We start from the raw sequence: 15,146 nt of genomic DNA, 5'->3' as shown, positions 1-15,146 counted from the left end.
TATAAAGTCTTCCCCTAATATACATTCTTTTGGTAATAATATTTCTTTTCCCTTTATTATTCTATCAAAAATGCCTGAACTTATTATTAGTCCTTTAATAGAATAGTCATTTTCATCTATAATTAAATCTTCAAGAATTCCTTTAATTATATTCTTTTTATCTTTAACATCTATATCTTTTATAGATTTAAATGATATCCCTTCTTTTTTACTTAATTCTTTAATTATCATTACATCCTCTATAGAAATAATATCCTGTGTCTTTATAAAATTTCTTTTACTAAAGAATAAATAATTAGAAATTAAAAAACCTTGAATTACACCCTTATCAAAATCTATATAAATATCATCTATTATCCCTAAGTATTTCCCCTTAATATCATAAACTCTCAACAAATAAAAATCTTTAGTTTTCAACATTTTTTCTCCCTTCTATAACCCTTACCCATATTATTTCCCAAGTAACAAAAAAAATTCCTATATTAAAAAATATAGGAATTTTTTATCTTATATAATGTTTTCTATTATTCCACCGCCAACTACAGTATTTCCATTATAAAATACTACTGATTGACCTTTAGTAATTGCTCTTTGCTTTTCCTTAAAGGAAACTTTTACCTTACCATCTTCTAACGGGTAAATTATTGCTTCTGAAGGTTTTGCTGAATATCTTACCTTTGCTGTAATATGCATTTCTTTCTCTAATTTTTCAAAAGGAATAAAATTAACATCCTTTGCTATTAAATCAGTTTTAAAAATATCTTCTTCTGGTCCTATAACAACTTCATTAGTATTAGGGTTTATATCAGTAACAAAAACAGGTCTTCCTAAAGCTAAACCTAAGCCCTTTCTTTGACCTATAGTGTAATATACAATACCTTTATGCTTACCTAAAACATTACCATTTTTATCAACAAAGTTACCTTCATTAACTTCATTTGGTTTAACTAAAGAAATAAATTTTCCATGATTATTATCTGGTATAAAGCAAATTTCCTCGCTATCCTTTTTATTATGAACAGCTAAACCAATTTCCTTTGCAATTTCTCTAATCTTATCTTTTGTATAATCTCCACAAGGCATTAAAGTTTGACTTAATTGTTCTTGAGTAAAATTATATAAAGCATATGTTTGATCTTTTCTATCATCATCCGCTTTTATTAAAAGATATCTTCCATCTTCACCTTTTTCAATCTTAGCATAATGACCTGTTGCTACATAGTCAGCACCAATTGATTTTGCTCTTCTTAAAAACTCATCAAACTTTATATGTTTATTACATGCTATACATGGATTTGGAGTTTTTCCTTCAATGTATTCTTGAACAAAGTAATCTATTACCTTTTCTTTAAAGGATTCTTTAAAGTTAAGCACATAAAAAGGAATTCCTATTCTATCAGCAACCCTTCTTGCATCCTCAACAGATGAAAGAGAACAACAACCACCTTCTCTTTCAACATAATCCTCATCTTCATCATCAAAATGTTTCATAGTTACGCCTATTACTTCGTAACCTTGTTCTTTTAAAAGATAGGCAGCAACGGAGCTATCAACTCCGCCACTCATACCTACTACAACTTTTTTCTTCATTTTATATCCTACTCTTCGCCATGAACATGATCATGTATATCATCATGCTCTTCAAAATCCCAAAGTTCTAATCCAGAATTTTTTCTATAATCATTAATAGCCTTATGTATTGCTTCTTCTGCTAATACAGAGCAATGCATTTTTACAGGTGGAAGTCCATCTAATGCTTCAGCAACAGCTTTATTAGATAACTCCCAAGCTTCTTCTACTGTTTTTCCTTTAATTAATTCAGTTGCCATTGATGATGAAGCAATTGCAGATCCACAACCAAAAGTTTTAAATTTAACATCTTTAACAATGTTATCTTCAATTTTTAAATAAACTTTCATTATATCTCCGCATTTAGCGTTTCCAACTTCTCCAACGCCATTTGCATCTTCAATTTCTCCTACATTTCTTGGATTTCTGAAATGATCCATAACCTTATCGCTGTACATCATAATATTTTTCTCCCTTCTTAACAAAGTCTTCCCATAATGGAGACATATTTCTTAATCTTTCAATGATTGGTGGTACAACTTCTAAAACATAATCTACATCTTCGTCAGTTGAACCATCACCTAATGTTAATCTTAATGAACCATGAGCTAACTCATGAGGTAATCCTATAGCTAATAATACATGAGATGGATCTAATGATCCTGAAGTACAAGCACTTCCACTTGAAGCACATACCCCTTCAAAATCTAAGGATAAAAGAATTGATTCTCCTTCTATAAACTCGAAAGTTATATTCGCATTTCCAGGTAATCTTTTATCTCCTCTTGGTCCATTTAATCTTGTATGAGGTACCTTTAATAATCCATCTATTAATCTATCTCTAAGAGCAATTAACTTTTCATTGTGTGCTTCTAAGTTTTCTGTAGCAAGTTCAATAGCCTTTCCAAGTCCTACTATTGAAGCTGTATTTTCAGTACCAGCTCTTCTCGCTCTTTCTTGACCTCCACCATGAACTAAATTATCTATTCTTACTCCTTTTCTTATGTAAAGAGCTCCTATTCCTTTAGGTCCATAAATTTTATGACCTGCTAAAGATAATAAATCTATATTCATTTCTTTAACATCTATAGGAATATTTCCAACTGCTTGAACTGCATCTGTATGGAAAAACACTTTTCTTTCTCTACAGATTTCTCCTATTTCCTTTATTGGTTGAATAGTTCCAATTTCATTATTAGCAAACATTATTGAAACTAATATTGTTTTATCTGTAATTGCATTTTTAAGTTCTTCTAAATCTATAAAACCTTCTTTATCTACATTTAAATAAGTTACTTCAAATCCTTGCTTTTCTAAATATTCACAAGTGTGAAGCACTGCATGATGTTCTACTTTAGTTGTTATAATATGGTTTCCTTTTTTTCTATGTGCTGAAGCAATACCTTTGATTGCCCAGTTATCAGCTTCTGAACCACCAGCTGTGAAATACACTTCATTTAGCTCACAATTTAAAGCTTTAGCTACTCTAGTTCTAGCCTTATCTATAGCCATTTTAGTTTCTCTTGAAATTCCATAAAAAGATGATGGATTACCATATTTTTCCGTGAAAAAAGGCATCATTTCTTCTAAAACTTCTGGCTTTACATAAGTTGTTGCTGCATAATCCATATATACATTTTTCATCTTTACTCGCTCCTCTTTATAATCTTTATTGATTCACTTTCGTGTTTTAATCTATTATAATCATCTACAATATCTTGAAGTGTTATACTTTCCATTACTTCATCAATACTTTTTTTTATTTTTTCCCATAACAATCTAGTAGCACAAAAATCTATATTATCACATTCAGACCCTTCAATACACTCAGCTATTTCAACTGGTCCTTCTAATACATACATAACATCTGCTACTGTTATATCCTTTGGAGCACTATTTAAAACATAACCTCCTTGAGCTCCTCTTATACTTCTTATAAGTTTTGCTTTTCTAAGAGGTGAAAATAATTGTTCTAAATAGTATTCAGATATATTTTGTCTTTGAGAAATGGTTTTTATTGAAACGGGGGCATCACCATAATGCATAGCTAAATCTACCATAGCCTTAACCCCGTATCTACCTTTAGTAGAAAGCTTCATAATTCTTCCCCCTTTTAATGTTGACCATTTTACTTGTATTTACTTCATATATCTTATCAAAACACTCTGATATTGTCAATAAATCAATGAATTTTTATTTAGTTAATTCCTTTATATTTCTCCAATATTTACTTATACTATCCTCATATTTATTACATTGTGGTCTATAGTATATACTTCCCCTTAATTCCTTTGGCATATACTCTTGTTTAACATAATTATTTTCATAATCATGTGGATACTTATAACCTAAAACGCCTAATTTTTTTGCTCCTTCATAATGAGCATCCTTTAAATGATTTGGGACTTCCCCTATGTTTTTATTTTCTAAATCCTCCATAGCTTTTGAAATAGCTAAATATGCACTATTAGACTTTGGTAAAGTTGCAAGATAAATTACAAGTTCTGATAAAATTAAAGACGCCTCTGGTAAACCAACCTTTAGAGCAAGCTCTATTCCAGAGTTAACTACAGAAAGTGCATTAGGATGAGCAAGCCCAATATCTTCTGCTACAATTACACTTAATCTTCTTATTATTGATTGTAAGTTTCCTGATTTTATAAGTCTTGCTAAGTAATGAATAGCTGCGTCTGGATCACTTCCTCTTATACTTTTTTGAAGAGCACTTAAAAAATTATAATATTCATCTCCACTTGCATCCGCTCTAATATGAGATTGTTTTAAATCCTCAATATATTCTACAGAAATTTTCTTAACTTTATTTAATTGAGAATTTATAGCAAGCTCCAATATATTGTAAGCTTTTCTATAATCCCCTTGTGATAATTCTGATATATATTTTAAGGCTTCCTTGGAATATTCAACTTCTATTCCTTCATTAATCAATCTACTTATAGCCTTTTCTAACCCCTCTATTATTTCTTCATTTAAAAGAGGTTTAAACTGAAATATATTACATCTACTTAAGATTGCTTTATGTATAACAAAGTAAGGATTTTCAGTTGTACTAGCTATCAAAGTAACTCTTCCATTTTCAATAAACTCCAAAAGAGCTTGCTGCTGTTTCTTACTAAAATGCTGAAGTTCATCTATATATATAACTACACCATTATAACTTAGTAAACTATCTAAGCTTTCTGTTATTTCCTGAATATCTTTTACAGATGCAGTTGTAGCATTTAACTTATAGAATTTTTTATCACTATAGTTTGCCATAATATTAGCCAAAGTAGTTTTTCCCGTTCCTGGCGGTCCATACAAAATACAATTTGGTATTCTCTTACTTGTAATTAAATTATATAAAGGCTTATTATTACCTATTATTTCTTTTTGACCTATAAAATCTTCTAATTTCTGTGGTCTCATAAGTTCTGCTAATGGCTTCATCAAATTCACTCTTTCCTAAGTTTTTTATTTAAAACCTTCATTTAATTCTTTAGCTTTTTCTAGATTTTCATATTCAGTAAACTTTTCTATATAAAGCTCACCATTTCTTTTATTCAATATAACTTCTACAGGAACATCCTCTCCTATAACTTCATCACTTTCTTCCTCATCTCCATGCGTTTCTATAGCTTTTCCTTCCATGTTTATACTCATACAAACTATGTATCTATCATCATTATTTCTAATACTAATTATATTGCTTTCATATTTTTCAAGCTTTAACTCTCCAATATACAAAGAATAAAACTCTATGTAATTACATACATAAAAGTTTTTTTCGCTAATATGTTTTTTCATAACCTCATCATATCCATTTTCATATGATAAAACTAAATCAATAGTTTCTTTAATCTTATCTTCCTCACTCATATTTTTCTCATTAGAATTACTACTACATCCAACAATTAAAAACTGAAAACTAATAATAAATATAAAAATTAAAACAACTTTTTTCATTCTATCCTCCTAAATATCTTTTTACTTTATAATAACTATCAAATTATAGCCTAATTAAAAATGAATAACTTCTTTTGAAACTCCTAAGAGAGTTTTTTCATTAATTTATAACTTTACACTCTTAATTTTTAACTGCAACACAGTTTCCTTTCTTAAATAATATCATAAAACTATAATTTCTATGTCAATAAATTGAAAAAGTATAAAAATATCTTAGATATATTATTTTTATAGAATAATATATCTAAGATAAATTATACACTTTAAAATTGTCAAATTATTTTTCTGTTTTTATATCTATATTGCTTCCATCTGAAGTAATAGTTATTTCTCCTTGCTTATCTGTTCTATAAGTCTTTATATTCATTTTATTAATTACTTCTAAAACTTCTCTATGAGGATGTCCATAAGAATTATCAACTCCACAGCTAATTATTCCATACTTTGGAGAAATAGCTTCTATGAATGCTTCACTTGAAGATGTACTAGATCCATGATGGCCAAACTTAATCACATCTGCCTTTAAGTTATTTGAGTATTTTTCTAGCACTTCTTCCTCTACCTCTTTTTCTGCATCACCAGTAAATATAAAACTATTATTTCCATAAATCAACTTCATAATAGGTGAATAATTATTTAAATTATCATAGCTATCCTGAATAGGTGAATATACTTCTAGTTTAGCACCATCACCTAAATCAAAACTCATCCCTTCTTTTATAACCTGAACTTTTAAACCTTCGTTTTTAACTGCATTTATCATATTTTCAAATGTCTTAGTTGTACTAGTTGATTTTGGCATATAAAAGCTTTCCACATCATATTCATCAAAAACTTTTGTCATCCCTCCAATATGATCTTCATGTGGATGAGTTGCAATCACTATTTCAAAATCATCAATATTTTTTTCTTTTAATTGCTCCATTAATTTATCAGAATCACTTCTTGGACCAGCATCAATAAGTATATCAAAATCATTTACCCTAATATAGGCTGAATCACCTTGTCCAACATCTAAATAAGAAATTTCTAAAATACCATTCGGTGTTCCTATAGTGCTGTTTGTTATATCATTTCCAAAATATAATGAAAAAGCTGCTATAAGTCCAAATACTATTATTGTTAGTATTTGTGCTTTTTTATTTCCTTTATTCTTTTTCATATTCTTTATAAATGCATTTTTTAAATCTTTTTCCTTAGCCAAAAATTTCTCCTCCTGTTTCTTTTATAAGTAATAAATATTATATTTACTAATTAAAAAAATGTCAAAAGGCGTTGCATTTTGTCCTGCAACGCCCCATAGCCATAGTCAAATAAATAACTTCTGACTACATACTTATTATTTGTGAATTATAATATTTCTATTCATATCAAGCTTAACTTTTTTATTTTTTATAATAGTTTTTGTAATTGTAGAAACTAATATTATTCCTAATGCTAATGTTCCTGCCGATGCTATTGTCTTTATCCCTATTTCTAATGATTTCATAACATCTCCAGTTATAGCTTCTACCATTGTATAATACATTCCTCCACCAGGAACTAATGGTATTAATGCTGCTATAACAAAAGTTGTAACAGGTGTTTTTAATATTCTTGCAAATATTTCAGAATATATACTAAGTGCTAGAGAAGCTAAAAATAATGATGTTGTATCTGTAAATTCTAATTTCAAAGAAAATTTATATACAAACCATCCTAAAGCACCACAAAGAGCTGCAAAAAATAGATTTTTCCCTTTTATATTAAAAACTATTCCAAATGCAAAAGATGATATAAATGCTGCTATAACTTCAATTATCATTTTATACGCCTCCAAATATGCTTATCCAAAAACTTAAAACCACACCTGTTCCAACAGCTACAGCAATAGCTGTTAAGAAAGCCTCTGCTCCTCTAGCTAGTCCAGATACTAAATCTCCTGCTACTGTATCTCTAATTGCATTAGTAATAGCTAGCCCAGGAACTAAAAGCATTATAGACCCAATAATAACCTTGTCCATATCATTGGCTATATTAATCTTTATTGATAATATTGCTAATAAGGCTAATATTCCTGCTGAAATACTTGTTATAAAAAATGAATTTAACCCTATAATTTCACATTTTATAGAAACATATTTTACCGCTAGTCCAATTATAAATGCTGCTACTGCATCCTTTATTGACCCTCCAAATAGAAATACAAAACCAAAGGCTCCTATAGCTGAAAATAAAATAGTCATGCCATCTGAATATCTTTTTTCTTCTTCTATTTCTTTAAGTCTTTTTTTAAGCTCTTCTAAATTTATATTTTCACTATTTAATTTTCTTGCCAAATCATTAACCTTATGTATCTTTTGCAAATCCACTGAGCGATTAGAAATTCTAACAAGTAAAGATTTAATTGTACCCTTATGAGAAACAGATGCAATTATAACTGTTGGCGTAGCATAACTATTAGCTGTTTCTACACCCAAAGTCATACAAATCCTATTCATAGTTTCTTCAACTCTATAAGCTTCAGCTCCACTTTCTAACATTATTTTCCCTGCATAAGAGGCTACCTCAAGTATTTCATTTATCTCCATTTTTTATCCCTTCTTATAAAAACCAACTGAATCTATTATACAATCATAGTCTTTCCAATGTCTATAAGGATTTTTATAAAAATAAAAAGTGTATCTATATGCTTTGTTATGATATATAATAAAATTTAAACCATAGCAAATTAATAGACACACTTTGTAATTATTAAACTAAAAAATTCTTATGAATTTTATAATTTAAATACTTTTTATTATCTTTTCAATAGAATCAACAGATGCTTCTCTTATTGTAAATATCATATCTTCATCTATTCTAATCTTAGTTTCATTATTATTTATTTTTGTTTTATTTAAATTAAGACCAGTTGCTCCAAACTCTTTATATTTAGTTGGAGAGATATCTATATGAAAAATCCCTTCCTTTGCTCCTGTAATCTTTAATAAACTACCTTTGCAATTAACATCACTAACATTTAATGTAATTATATTGTTTCCTTTAAGTACAACTTTATTTTCAGGAACAGAAACTACATCGACTTTTCCTGTCATTGTCATCCATCCACCACTTAATTTTAGCTTAGATAATAATTCAACCTTATACTCTTCTGTAACTTTAGTTAATAATTGTCCAAGCTCATAAATGTTTAATTCATATTTCATCACTTATTTCCTCACTGTATAAATAAAATTTTCTTCATTATACTACAATTAATAATCATTATCCATATATTCTTTATCAATAAAATTAATAAATCTACTAACTTTATTCTCTCTTCCATAATCCTCATATAAATGATAGGTTAGATATAATCTCTTTTTAGCTCTAGTTAATGCAACATAAAAAGTTCTCATTTCCTCTTCAATATTATCAGATTTTAATGACATGTAAGAAGGGAATACTCCCTCTTGAAGTCCAGATATAAATACAGTATCAAACTCTAATCCCTTACTTTGATGAACCGTTATTATAGGTATTCTTTTTTTCTTAGTTCTATTTACTATAATATTTTCTAACTCTCCATTAGAAAGACCTGTTATTTTAATTATATCTAATAATGAATCTCTATTACTTTTATTTTTATCATCTAAATCCTTCACTAATACATAAAAATCTCTAAGTCTTTCTATTTTTTCGCTAGCTTCCTTTTCAATTTCAGCCCCTCTTCCACTATATAATGTTTTTATATTAAAACTTTTAATTATATCAACTATTATATCTTGAGGCCTTTTTTCATAAGCTCTTGTAAAAAGATTATTTAATGCATCATTAATTTTATTAAAAGACTTTAAATGCTTATTCATTAAACTAATTCTCTTAAGAGAAGTTGGCATTATATCTTTTTTAATTGCTCTTACTAATAAATCCTTAGTTGCTAATATATCATCCATCGCATCATGACTTGGTTTATTTTCAGTACTAAAAATTCTACTTAAGGTTTCAAGCTTATAATTAGGCAATTTAGTATGAAATCTTCTATATATATCTAAAGTATCATAAAATGTTTTAAAACTAAGACCAGTAATATTATTTCTACTAAGCTCACTAGTTAAAATATTTATATCATACTGAACATTATGTCCAACAATAACTGAATCCTTTGAAAAATCAACAAACTCTTTTAATACCTTTTCTTTATCTTCTCCATTTTTCTTTAAAAATTCGTCACTAAATCCATGTACATTAAAAGAACTTTCAACAGATTTCTTATTTTTTAAAAACTTTTCAAATTTTTCTATTACTTGTCCATCTTTATTTATTCTTATTGCTGCAATTTGAATTATTTCATCCTCTGTAACATCTATTCCTGTACTTTCAACATCAAAAATAATTATATTATCCTTTTGGAATTCTTCTACTAATACTGAATATTTCTCACCATATGCCTTTGCATTTTCATCAATAAAGTCTGTTAATGCAATCCCTACTTCTCGATACTCTTTAGAATCTATAGCATTTAAAGTAGATTCTCCTATTCCAGTCGGTAATCTTTTTACTATTCTCTTTAAACTTATATTATCATATCTATTAGCTATAAGTTTTAAAAAAGCAATTATATCTTTTATTTCTTGTCTTCTAAAGAATTTAAACTGATCAACTAAAATAAACTCAAAATTAGCACCTTCATAACCTATAATATTTTGAAGTTCTCTGCTTAAACTTATATTATAATTATTATCTCTACTTAATACACAAATCTTTGATATATTTTCATTATTATTCTCCAAAGCTCTAATTTGATCAAATATATATCTAGCTTCTTCTCTTAATGTATTAGTCTTTTTAAGTTTTATTTTTTCTCCCTCTATCTTTGTAATAGCTGTTATTTTTTCTTTATATATAGAATTATATTTTTTATTAAAGGCATTTTCCAAAAAACTTAAAGAAGAGTTTGTTATATATTTTGTAGATCTATAATTTTTAGTAAAAATAACTTCCCTAGGAGTATATTTTTCTTTAAATAAATCTAATATACTCTCTGGTTCAGATCCACGCCATCCATATATTGTTTGAAACATATCTCCACAAAGCAAAATATTATTACTTCCAAATATTTTTTCTATAATTGAATACTCTAGTGTACTAGTATCTTGAACCTCATCTATACTTATATATTTAAATTTATTTCTTAAGTTTATAACTAAATCTTCATCTAATAATAATTCCTTAGCCTTTGTAGTTAAATCTATAAAATCAAGACCATGATTGTTATAAAGTAAAGTATTATACATAATCACTAAGGCTCCACCTTGCTTTTCCAAACTTTCTTCCATTTTAAAATCTAAGGAGCCTCTATTACTACAAATTGATTTAATCTTTTCTCTTTGAAATTTGAAAATATTATTTACAACTAGATTATAGTCTTTAAGTAAATCTTTACCTTCTAAATTAATCTTTGTTTTTTCTAATTTTACGAGCTCTATAAATTGTTGTAGTTTATTAACAGGGTAATTATAGAAATTACATTCTTTAATTATTTCCTTACAATCTTCTTCATCAAAAATTATAGAATCAATAAATATATCTGTTCTCTTTTTAGCTTCACTTTTTATCAAATCAAAACAAAAACTATGGAAAGTTCTTATTGTAATATCTTTAGCTCTTTCTCCTACAATTTCTTCTATTCTACTTCTCATTTCAAAGCAAGCTTTATTTGTAAAAGTAATACATAAAATTTCTTCTGATTTAGCCTTTTTAGAATTTATAATATTAGAAATTCTATGGGCTAATGTATTAGTCTTTCCTGTACCTGCTGATGCAAGAAGTAATATATTCTTATCTAGTTCATTTATAATTAAGGATTGCTCTTCATTTAAAATCATTTTAAACCTCCTAATCCTACCTATAATAATATTATTTTATCATATCTTTTTTCATTTAAACTAATTTATTATATTTTACCTTTCTATCTATAAAACTTTAAAAAGTTTAAATATTGTAGTATCTTCTGGTTACGGAACCTGGGGACCACCTCTTAGAATAGGTAGCAAAAGTGAAATAGTTCAAATTAATTTACAATAAAACGTAAGTTACTAAAAGCAAAATGGAGCTGTCTTATTGACTGCTCCATTAAAATTATAATAATTTATATTTCATAACTTAATTCTATAAATCTTTCTATGTCTTCTTCAATTAATTTAAGTGAATTTCTCCAGAAGTTAACATCATGAACATCAATATTCATTATCTTAGTCACATCAGAAACCTTGTATTTACCTGTAACTGCTAATAATTCCTCATATTCTTTACAGAAGCTATCTCCTCTATTTAAATATTCAGCATATAATCCCTTAGCAAATAAATTTCCAAAGGCATAAGGGAAGTTATAGAAGTTTGCACTTGCATAATAATAGTGAGGTTTCCATGTCCACATATATTTATGAAGATAATTATTATCCAATCCATCCCCATAAGCCTCTTTTTGAGCCTTAATCATAGCATCATTTATTTCTTCTACTGATAATGAACTTTCTTTTCTCTTTTCAAAAACTTCACTTTCAAATAAATATCTTGAATATATATCAACTATTACTTGATTACAGTCTGAAATTTCTGCTTCTAGAATTGCAAAGGCTTCTTCCTTACTAGCTTCTTTTATTGCACTTTTCTTAATTATTATTTCACAGAAGTTTGATGCTGTTTCTGCTAATGTCATAGGGTATTCTGAATTTAACATTGTTTCATCATTTAAACACTCACCATGGAATCCGTGTCCAAGCTCATGAGCCATAGTTACAACATCACTAAAGCTATCACCATAGTTTAATAATATTCTACTTTCTTTAATATCCTTAATACTAGCACAGAAAGCTCCTCCAACTTTTCCTTCCTTTGGATACACATCTATCCAATTATTTTCAAAAGCTTTAATTGCAAAATCAGCTAAGTTATCACTAAAGCTTCTAAAGTTCTTTTCAACAAAAGCCTTACCTTCTTCAAAGCTAAATTTCATTTCTTTTTCTATTACAGGAGCATATAATTCATAAAATGGTAATCCATTTTTATACCCTAAAAGCTCTGCTTTTCTTTTTAAATACTTTCTAAATGTAGGTAAGCTTTCCTTTATAGCTGTAAGCATAGCATTTAAAATATCCTCATCCATTCTTGATTCTTCTAAAGTCATATGAAGTGGTGATTTATATCCTTTAAGCTCTGAAGTAGTTATAACTTCTCCCTTGATACCATTTAAAGCAGCTGCTACTCCTTCTTCAATCTTTCCATAAGATTTAATTTCTGCTTCATAAGCTTTCTTTCTTACTTTAGGATCATTACTATAAGCCATATTTAACACCATAGTAAGTGGAAGTGATTCTTCTTTTCCATCTACTTCAATATCTACCTTATGAGTTGATATTAAATAATCTTTATAATTTGACCAAGCATCTGAGCCTGTAGTCTTCATCTTAGCAATTATTGATTCTTCTTTATCACTTAACATATATTTATTTTTTTCAATTATTTCATTAATTATAAATTCATGTTCCTTTAATAATTTAGATGAATTTATTATATCATTTATATTTTCTATAGATGCTATCCATTTATATATTTTAGTAACTGGTTCAGCTAAAAGACTATTCTTAGCATTTATAACATCCAAATACTTTCTTCCTTCACCATTCTTTGAATCTGCGCTTATAGTTAAACTTGCAAAAGAACCAGTTTTACTTATAAGTAAATAAATTTTCTCCATTTTATTTATTATATTTTCTAATGTTTCTCTAATATTATTATTATTTAATTCATTAGAAAATAGTTTTAAACTTTCAATTTCCTTATCCATTCTATCTAAGTCATTAAGAAACTCCTTAGATGTAAAAGAACTATATAATTCTTTTAAGCTCCAATTATTTGACATTTGATTGCCCCCTTTTAAATCTTTTATTACGATTATATTCTTAAATCAATACTTTTTCAATAAATATCCAGTTATATAGTATAATTTTTATTTCTAAATTTTAGAGGAGAAATACCAACTATTTTTTTAAAAGTATTAGTGAAATGACTTTGATCATGAAATCCAAGCAAAATACTTATTTCTAATATACTCTTTTCAGTACTTAAAAGTAATGTTTTTGCTCTCTCTATTTTTATCTCCCTAAGATATCTCATTATAGATATTCCTTTATACTTTTTAAAACAAGTAGATGCATATCCTACTGATATATTTAAGCTCCTACATATTTCTTCTAAAGATGTGTGATTTTCTATATTTAAATGAAGAGCTTGAAGAAGTTTATTTACTGTAAAGCTATCTGTTATTTCCGTATCATTAATAAGCAACTCCATATATTCATTTATCATATCTAACTCTATTTCTTGTAAACCATAAATAGAGTTATTTTCTTTAATTTTTCTATAAAACTTATTATACATTGGATGTAAATACTTTTTAGAAATCCCATTTCTTATAATTTCTCTTGTATAGATAGCATTCCAAATTATTAAATCATCTTTTTTATGTTCTTTATCAACCTCGTCATTAACTTCTGAAATATGCTTTTCTTTAATTATTTTAATTATTTGTTCCTTATCTCTAGACTCAATTAATAAAGACATTCTATTATTAAAAATATTAAAATCTGATTCAAAGCTTTCATATCCATCATTCATAACTATTCTCTCCCCATATACATCATAATTATATACATATTATAGTATATTTATTAAAACACCTTTAATATTATAGTAAAATTTTACAATAAAATAAGTAATTTGTATATTCCTATTAAGTTCTTATATTTAAGTTTATAAAAAAATAGATAAACATTATATTCCTTGCTCCGTCGCATACGCTCCAAGTTGTTTATCTCTTTGCAAACTGAAGGAAGGAAATTATAAGAACTCTAATTCTTACACTACGAATTTTACTACTCTTATAAAATTATCTATATCTTGTCCATAGATATAATTTCCTAAATAATAAAAAAGAACCATACTAAAATGATTCTTTTAAAAACTCTATTTGATTACACTTAATACATATTCTTTAAAATCTTTAAAGGATCCCTTTATTATTGATGCTCCTTTATTTATCTTTTCGCTCATAAAATTATATTCTGCTGAACCATAATTAAAACTAGCACTTGATACTATTATACTAGAATCTGTTACTCTGTAGCTTATATCCTCTAGAATAACATCCTTACAAAACTCAGTAAAATCATTTGCTTTCTCTAAGCTGCCTTCACTAGCTACACTTAAATTAAATTTAAACAAACTATATCCTCCAATTAAAGGAATCATTTGACCATTTGCCATGTAAAATACTTTCCCCATATTATAGAAATATTTCATATCTCCATAAGTCATGGTTCTGAATTCATTATTAATTTCTAAATTATCATTATTTAAAGCTTCAAACTTATTAACTATATCTTCCCAAGCTCTAGCTTCAGAAGTTTTATTATTATTTATAACACTCTTAAATTTATCAAAAGCTTTATCTATATCTGTTTCTCTATCAACTACTGATCCGTTTATAGATACTATATATTCGTTATTTTCATATATTAATTCTACTTTACTCTTCATATTAAACTCCCTACACTTACAAATATATTATTATTTAATAATAATTATTATAC

At 27.1% G+C, this 15,146-nt stretch carries 15 protein-coding genes; all 15 read right to left on the bottom strand.

The features are described from left to right. Positions 1-420: PRC-barrel domain-containing protein (locus tag H9660_RS14325; protein ID WP_191751059.1), on the bottom strand; the 420-nt coding region annotated here is incomplete at its 3' end. An 87-nt stretch (positions 421-507) separates the two neighbouring features. After that, a complete protein-coding gene (gene mnmA, locus H9660_RS14320) occupies positions 508-1,590 on the bottom strand; it encodes a tRNA 2-thiouridine(34) synthase MnmA (protein ID WP_191751058.1) in 1,083 nt (360 codons plus the stop codon). Positions 1,591-1,598: 8 nt separating this feature from the next. Next, complete coding sequence (gene nifU / locus H9660_RS14315; RefSeq protein ID WP_066894010.1) at positions 1,599-2,030, bottom strand: Fe-S cluster assembly scaffold protein NifU; 432 nt, start codon at positions 2,028-2,030, stop codon at positions 1,599-1,601. Next, positions 2,014-3,213: a cysteine desulfurase NifS gene (gene nifS, locus H9660_RS14310; RefSeq protein ID WP_191751057.1), complete on the bottom strand. Its 1,200-nt coding sequence runs from the start codon at positions 3,211-3,213 to the stop codon at positions 2,014-2,016. Before nifS ends, nifU begins: the two co-directional genes overlap by 17 nt. 2 nt (positions 3,214-3,215) lie before the next feature. Then, positions 3,216-3,668 (bottom strand): RrF2 family transcriptional regulator, encoded by a 453-nt coding sequence (locus tag H9660_RS14305; protein WP_191751056.1) that lies wholly within the window; start codon positions 3,666-3,668, stop codon positions 3,216-3,218. A 94-nt stretch (positions 3,669-3,762) separates the two neighbouring features. Continuing rightward, entirely contained in the window at positions 3,763-5,016 is a 1,254-nt protein-coding gene (locus H9660_RS14300; RefSeq protein ID WP_191751062.1) for a replication-associated recombination protein A, read from the bottom strand. Positions 5,017-5,040: 24 nt separating this feature from the next. Continuing rightward, complete coding sequence (locus H9660_RS14295) at positions 5,041-5,532, bottom strand: hypothetical protein (protein ID WP_191751055.1); 492 nt, start codon at positions 5,530-5,532, stop codon at positions 5,041-5,043. A 277-nt stretch (positions 5,533-5,809) separates the two neighbouring features. After that, a complete protein-coding gene (locus H9660_RS14290; protein ID WP_191751061.1) occupies positions 5,810-6,694 on the bottom strand; it encodes a ComEC/Rec2 family competence protein in 885 nt (294 codons plus the stop codon). A gap of 177 nt (positions 6,695-6,871) precedes the next feature. Beyond that, positions 6,872-7,336 (bottom strand): threonine/serine exporter family protein, encoded by a 465-nt coding sequence (locus tag H9660_RS14285; protein WP_191751054.1) that lies wholly within the window; start codon positions 7,334-7,336, stop codon positions 6,872-6,874. A 1-nt stretch (position 7,337) separates the two neighbouring features. After that, entirely contained in the window at positions 7,338-8,102 is a 765-nt protein-coding gene (locus tag H9660_RS14280) for a threonine/serine exporter family protein (RefSeq protein ID WP_191751053.1), read from the bottom strand. Positions 8,103-8,297: 195 nt separating this feature from the next. Next, positions 8,298-8,720 (bottom strand): UDP-N-acetylglucosamine pyrophosphorylase, encoded by a 423-nt coding sequence (locus H9660_RS14275; RefSeq protein ID WP_191751060.1) that lies wholly within the window; start codon positions 8,718-8,720, stop codon positions 8,298-8,300. 48 nt (positions 8,721-8,768) lie between these two features. Further along, the gene (locus tag H9660_RS14270; protein WP_191751052.1) at positions 8,769-11,381 is read right to left on the bottom strand and encodes a 3'-5' exonuclease; all 2,613 of its coding nucleotides are present in this window, start codon (positions 11,379-11,381) and stop codon (positions 8,769-8,771) included. A 263-nt stretch (positions 11,382-11,644) separates the two neighbouring features. Continuing rightward, positions 11,645-13,417: a M3 family oligoendopeptidase gene (locus tag H9660_RS14265; protein ID WP_191751051.1), complete on the bottom strand. Its 1,773-nt coding sequence runs from the start codon at positions 13,415-13,417 to the stop codon at positions 11,645-11,647. Positions 13,418-13,488: 71 nt separating this feature from the next. Further along, positions 13,489-14,172 (bottom strand): helix-turn-helix domain-containing protein, encoded by a 684-nt coding sequence (locus H9660_RS14260; protein ID WP_191751050.1) that lies wholly within the window; start codon positions 14,170-14,172, stop codon positions 13,489-13,491. Between the two features lie 348 nt (positions 14,173-14,520). Further along, complete coding sequence (locus tag H9660_RS14255) at positions 14,521-15,093, bottom strand: hypothetical protein (RefSeq protein ID WP_191751049.1); 573 nt, start codon at positions 15,091-15,093, stop codon at positions 14,521-14,523. Positions 15,094-15,146: the final 53 nt, after the last annotated feature.

This window comes from Clostridium gallinarum (assembly GCF_014836325.1).
Classification (GTDB): domain Bacteria; phylum Bacillota; class Clostridia; order Clostridiales; family Clostridiaceae; genus Clostridium; species Clostridium gallinarum.
This window is presented reverse-complemented; position numbering and strand designations above follow the sequence as displayed.

What these genes read in the sequence shown, in the direction of transcription:
- mnmA (WP_191751058.1), bottom strand. Translation starts at nt 1,590, where the DNA reads ATGAAGAAAAAAGTTGTAGTAGGTATGAGTGGCGGAGTTGATAGCTCC.
- nifU (WP_066894010.1), bottom strand. Translation starts at nt 2,030, where the DNA reads ATGATGTACAGCGATAAGGTTATGGATCATTTCAGAAATCCAAGAAAT.
- nifS (WP_191751057.1), bottom strand. Translation starts at nt 3,213, where the DNA reads ATGAAAAATGTATATATGGATTATGCAGCAACAACTTATGTAAAGCCA.
- H9660_RS14305 (WP_191751056.1), bottom strand. Translation starts at nt 3,668, where the DNA reads ATGAAGCTTTCTACTAAAGGTAGATACGGGGTTAAGGCTATGGTAGAT.
- H9660_RS14300 (WP_191751062.1), bottom strand. Translation starts at nt 5,016, where the DNA reads ATGAAGCCATTAGCAGAACTTATGAGACCACAGAAATTAGAAGATTTT.
- H9660_RS14295 (WP_191751055.1), bottom strand. Translation starts at nt 5,532, where the DNA reads ATGAAAAAAGTTGTTTTAATTTTTATATTTATTATTAGTTTTCAGTTT.
- H9660_RS14290 (WP_191751061.1), bottom strand. Translation starts at nt 6,694, where the DNA reads ATGAAAAAGAATAAAGGAAATAAAAAAGCACAAATACTAACAATAATA.
- H9660_RS14285 (WP_191751054.1), bottom strand. Translation starts at nt 7,336, where the DNA reads ATGATAATTGAAGTTATAGCAGCATTTATATCATCTTTTGCATTTGGA.
- H9660_RS14280 (WP_191751053.1), bottom strand. Translation starts at nt 8,102, where the DNA reads ATGGAGATAAATGAAATACTTGAGGTAGCCTCTTATGCAGGGAAAATA.
- H9660_RS14275 (WP_191751060.1), bottom strand. Translation starts at nt 8,720, where the DNA reads ATGAAATATGAATTAAACATTTATGAGCTTGGACAATTATTAACTAAA.
- H9660_RS14270 (WP_191751052.1), bottom strand. Translation starts at nt 11,381, where the DNA reads ATGATTTTAAATGAAGAGCAATCCTTAATTATAAATGAACTAGATAAG.
- H9660_RS14265 (WP_191751051.1), bottom strand. Translation starts at nt 13,417, where the DNA reads ATGTCAAATAATTGGAGCTTAAAAGAATTATATAGTTCTTTTACATCT.
- H9660_RS14260 (WP_191751050.1), bottom strand. Translation starts at nt 14,172, where the DNA reads ATGAATGATGGATATGAAAGCTTTGAATCAGATTTTAATATTTTTAAT.
- H9660_RS14255 (WP_191751049.1), bottom strand. Translation starts at nt 15,093, where the DNA reads ATGAAGAGTAAAGTAGAATTAATATATGAAAATAACGAATATATAGTA.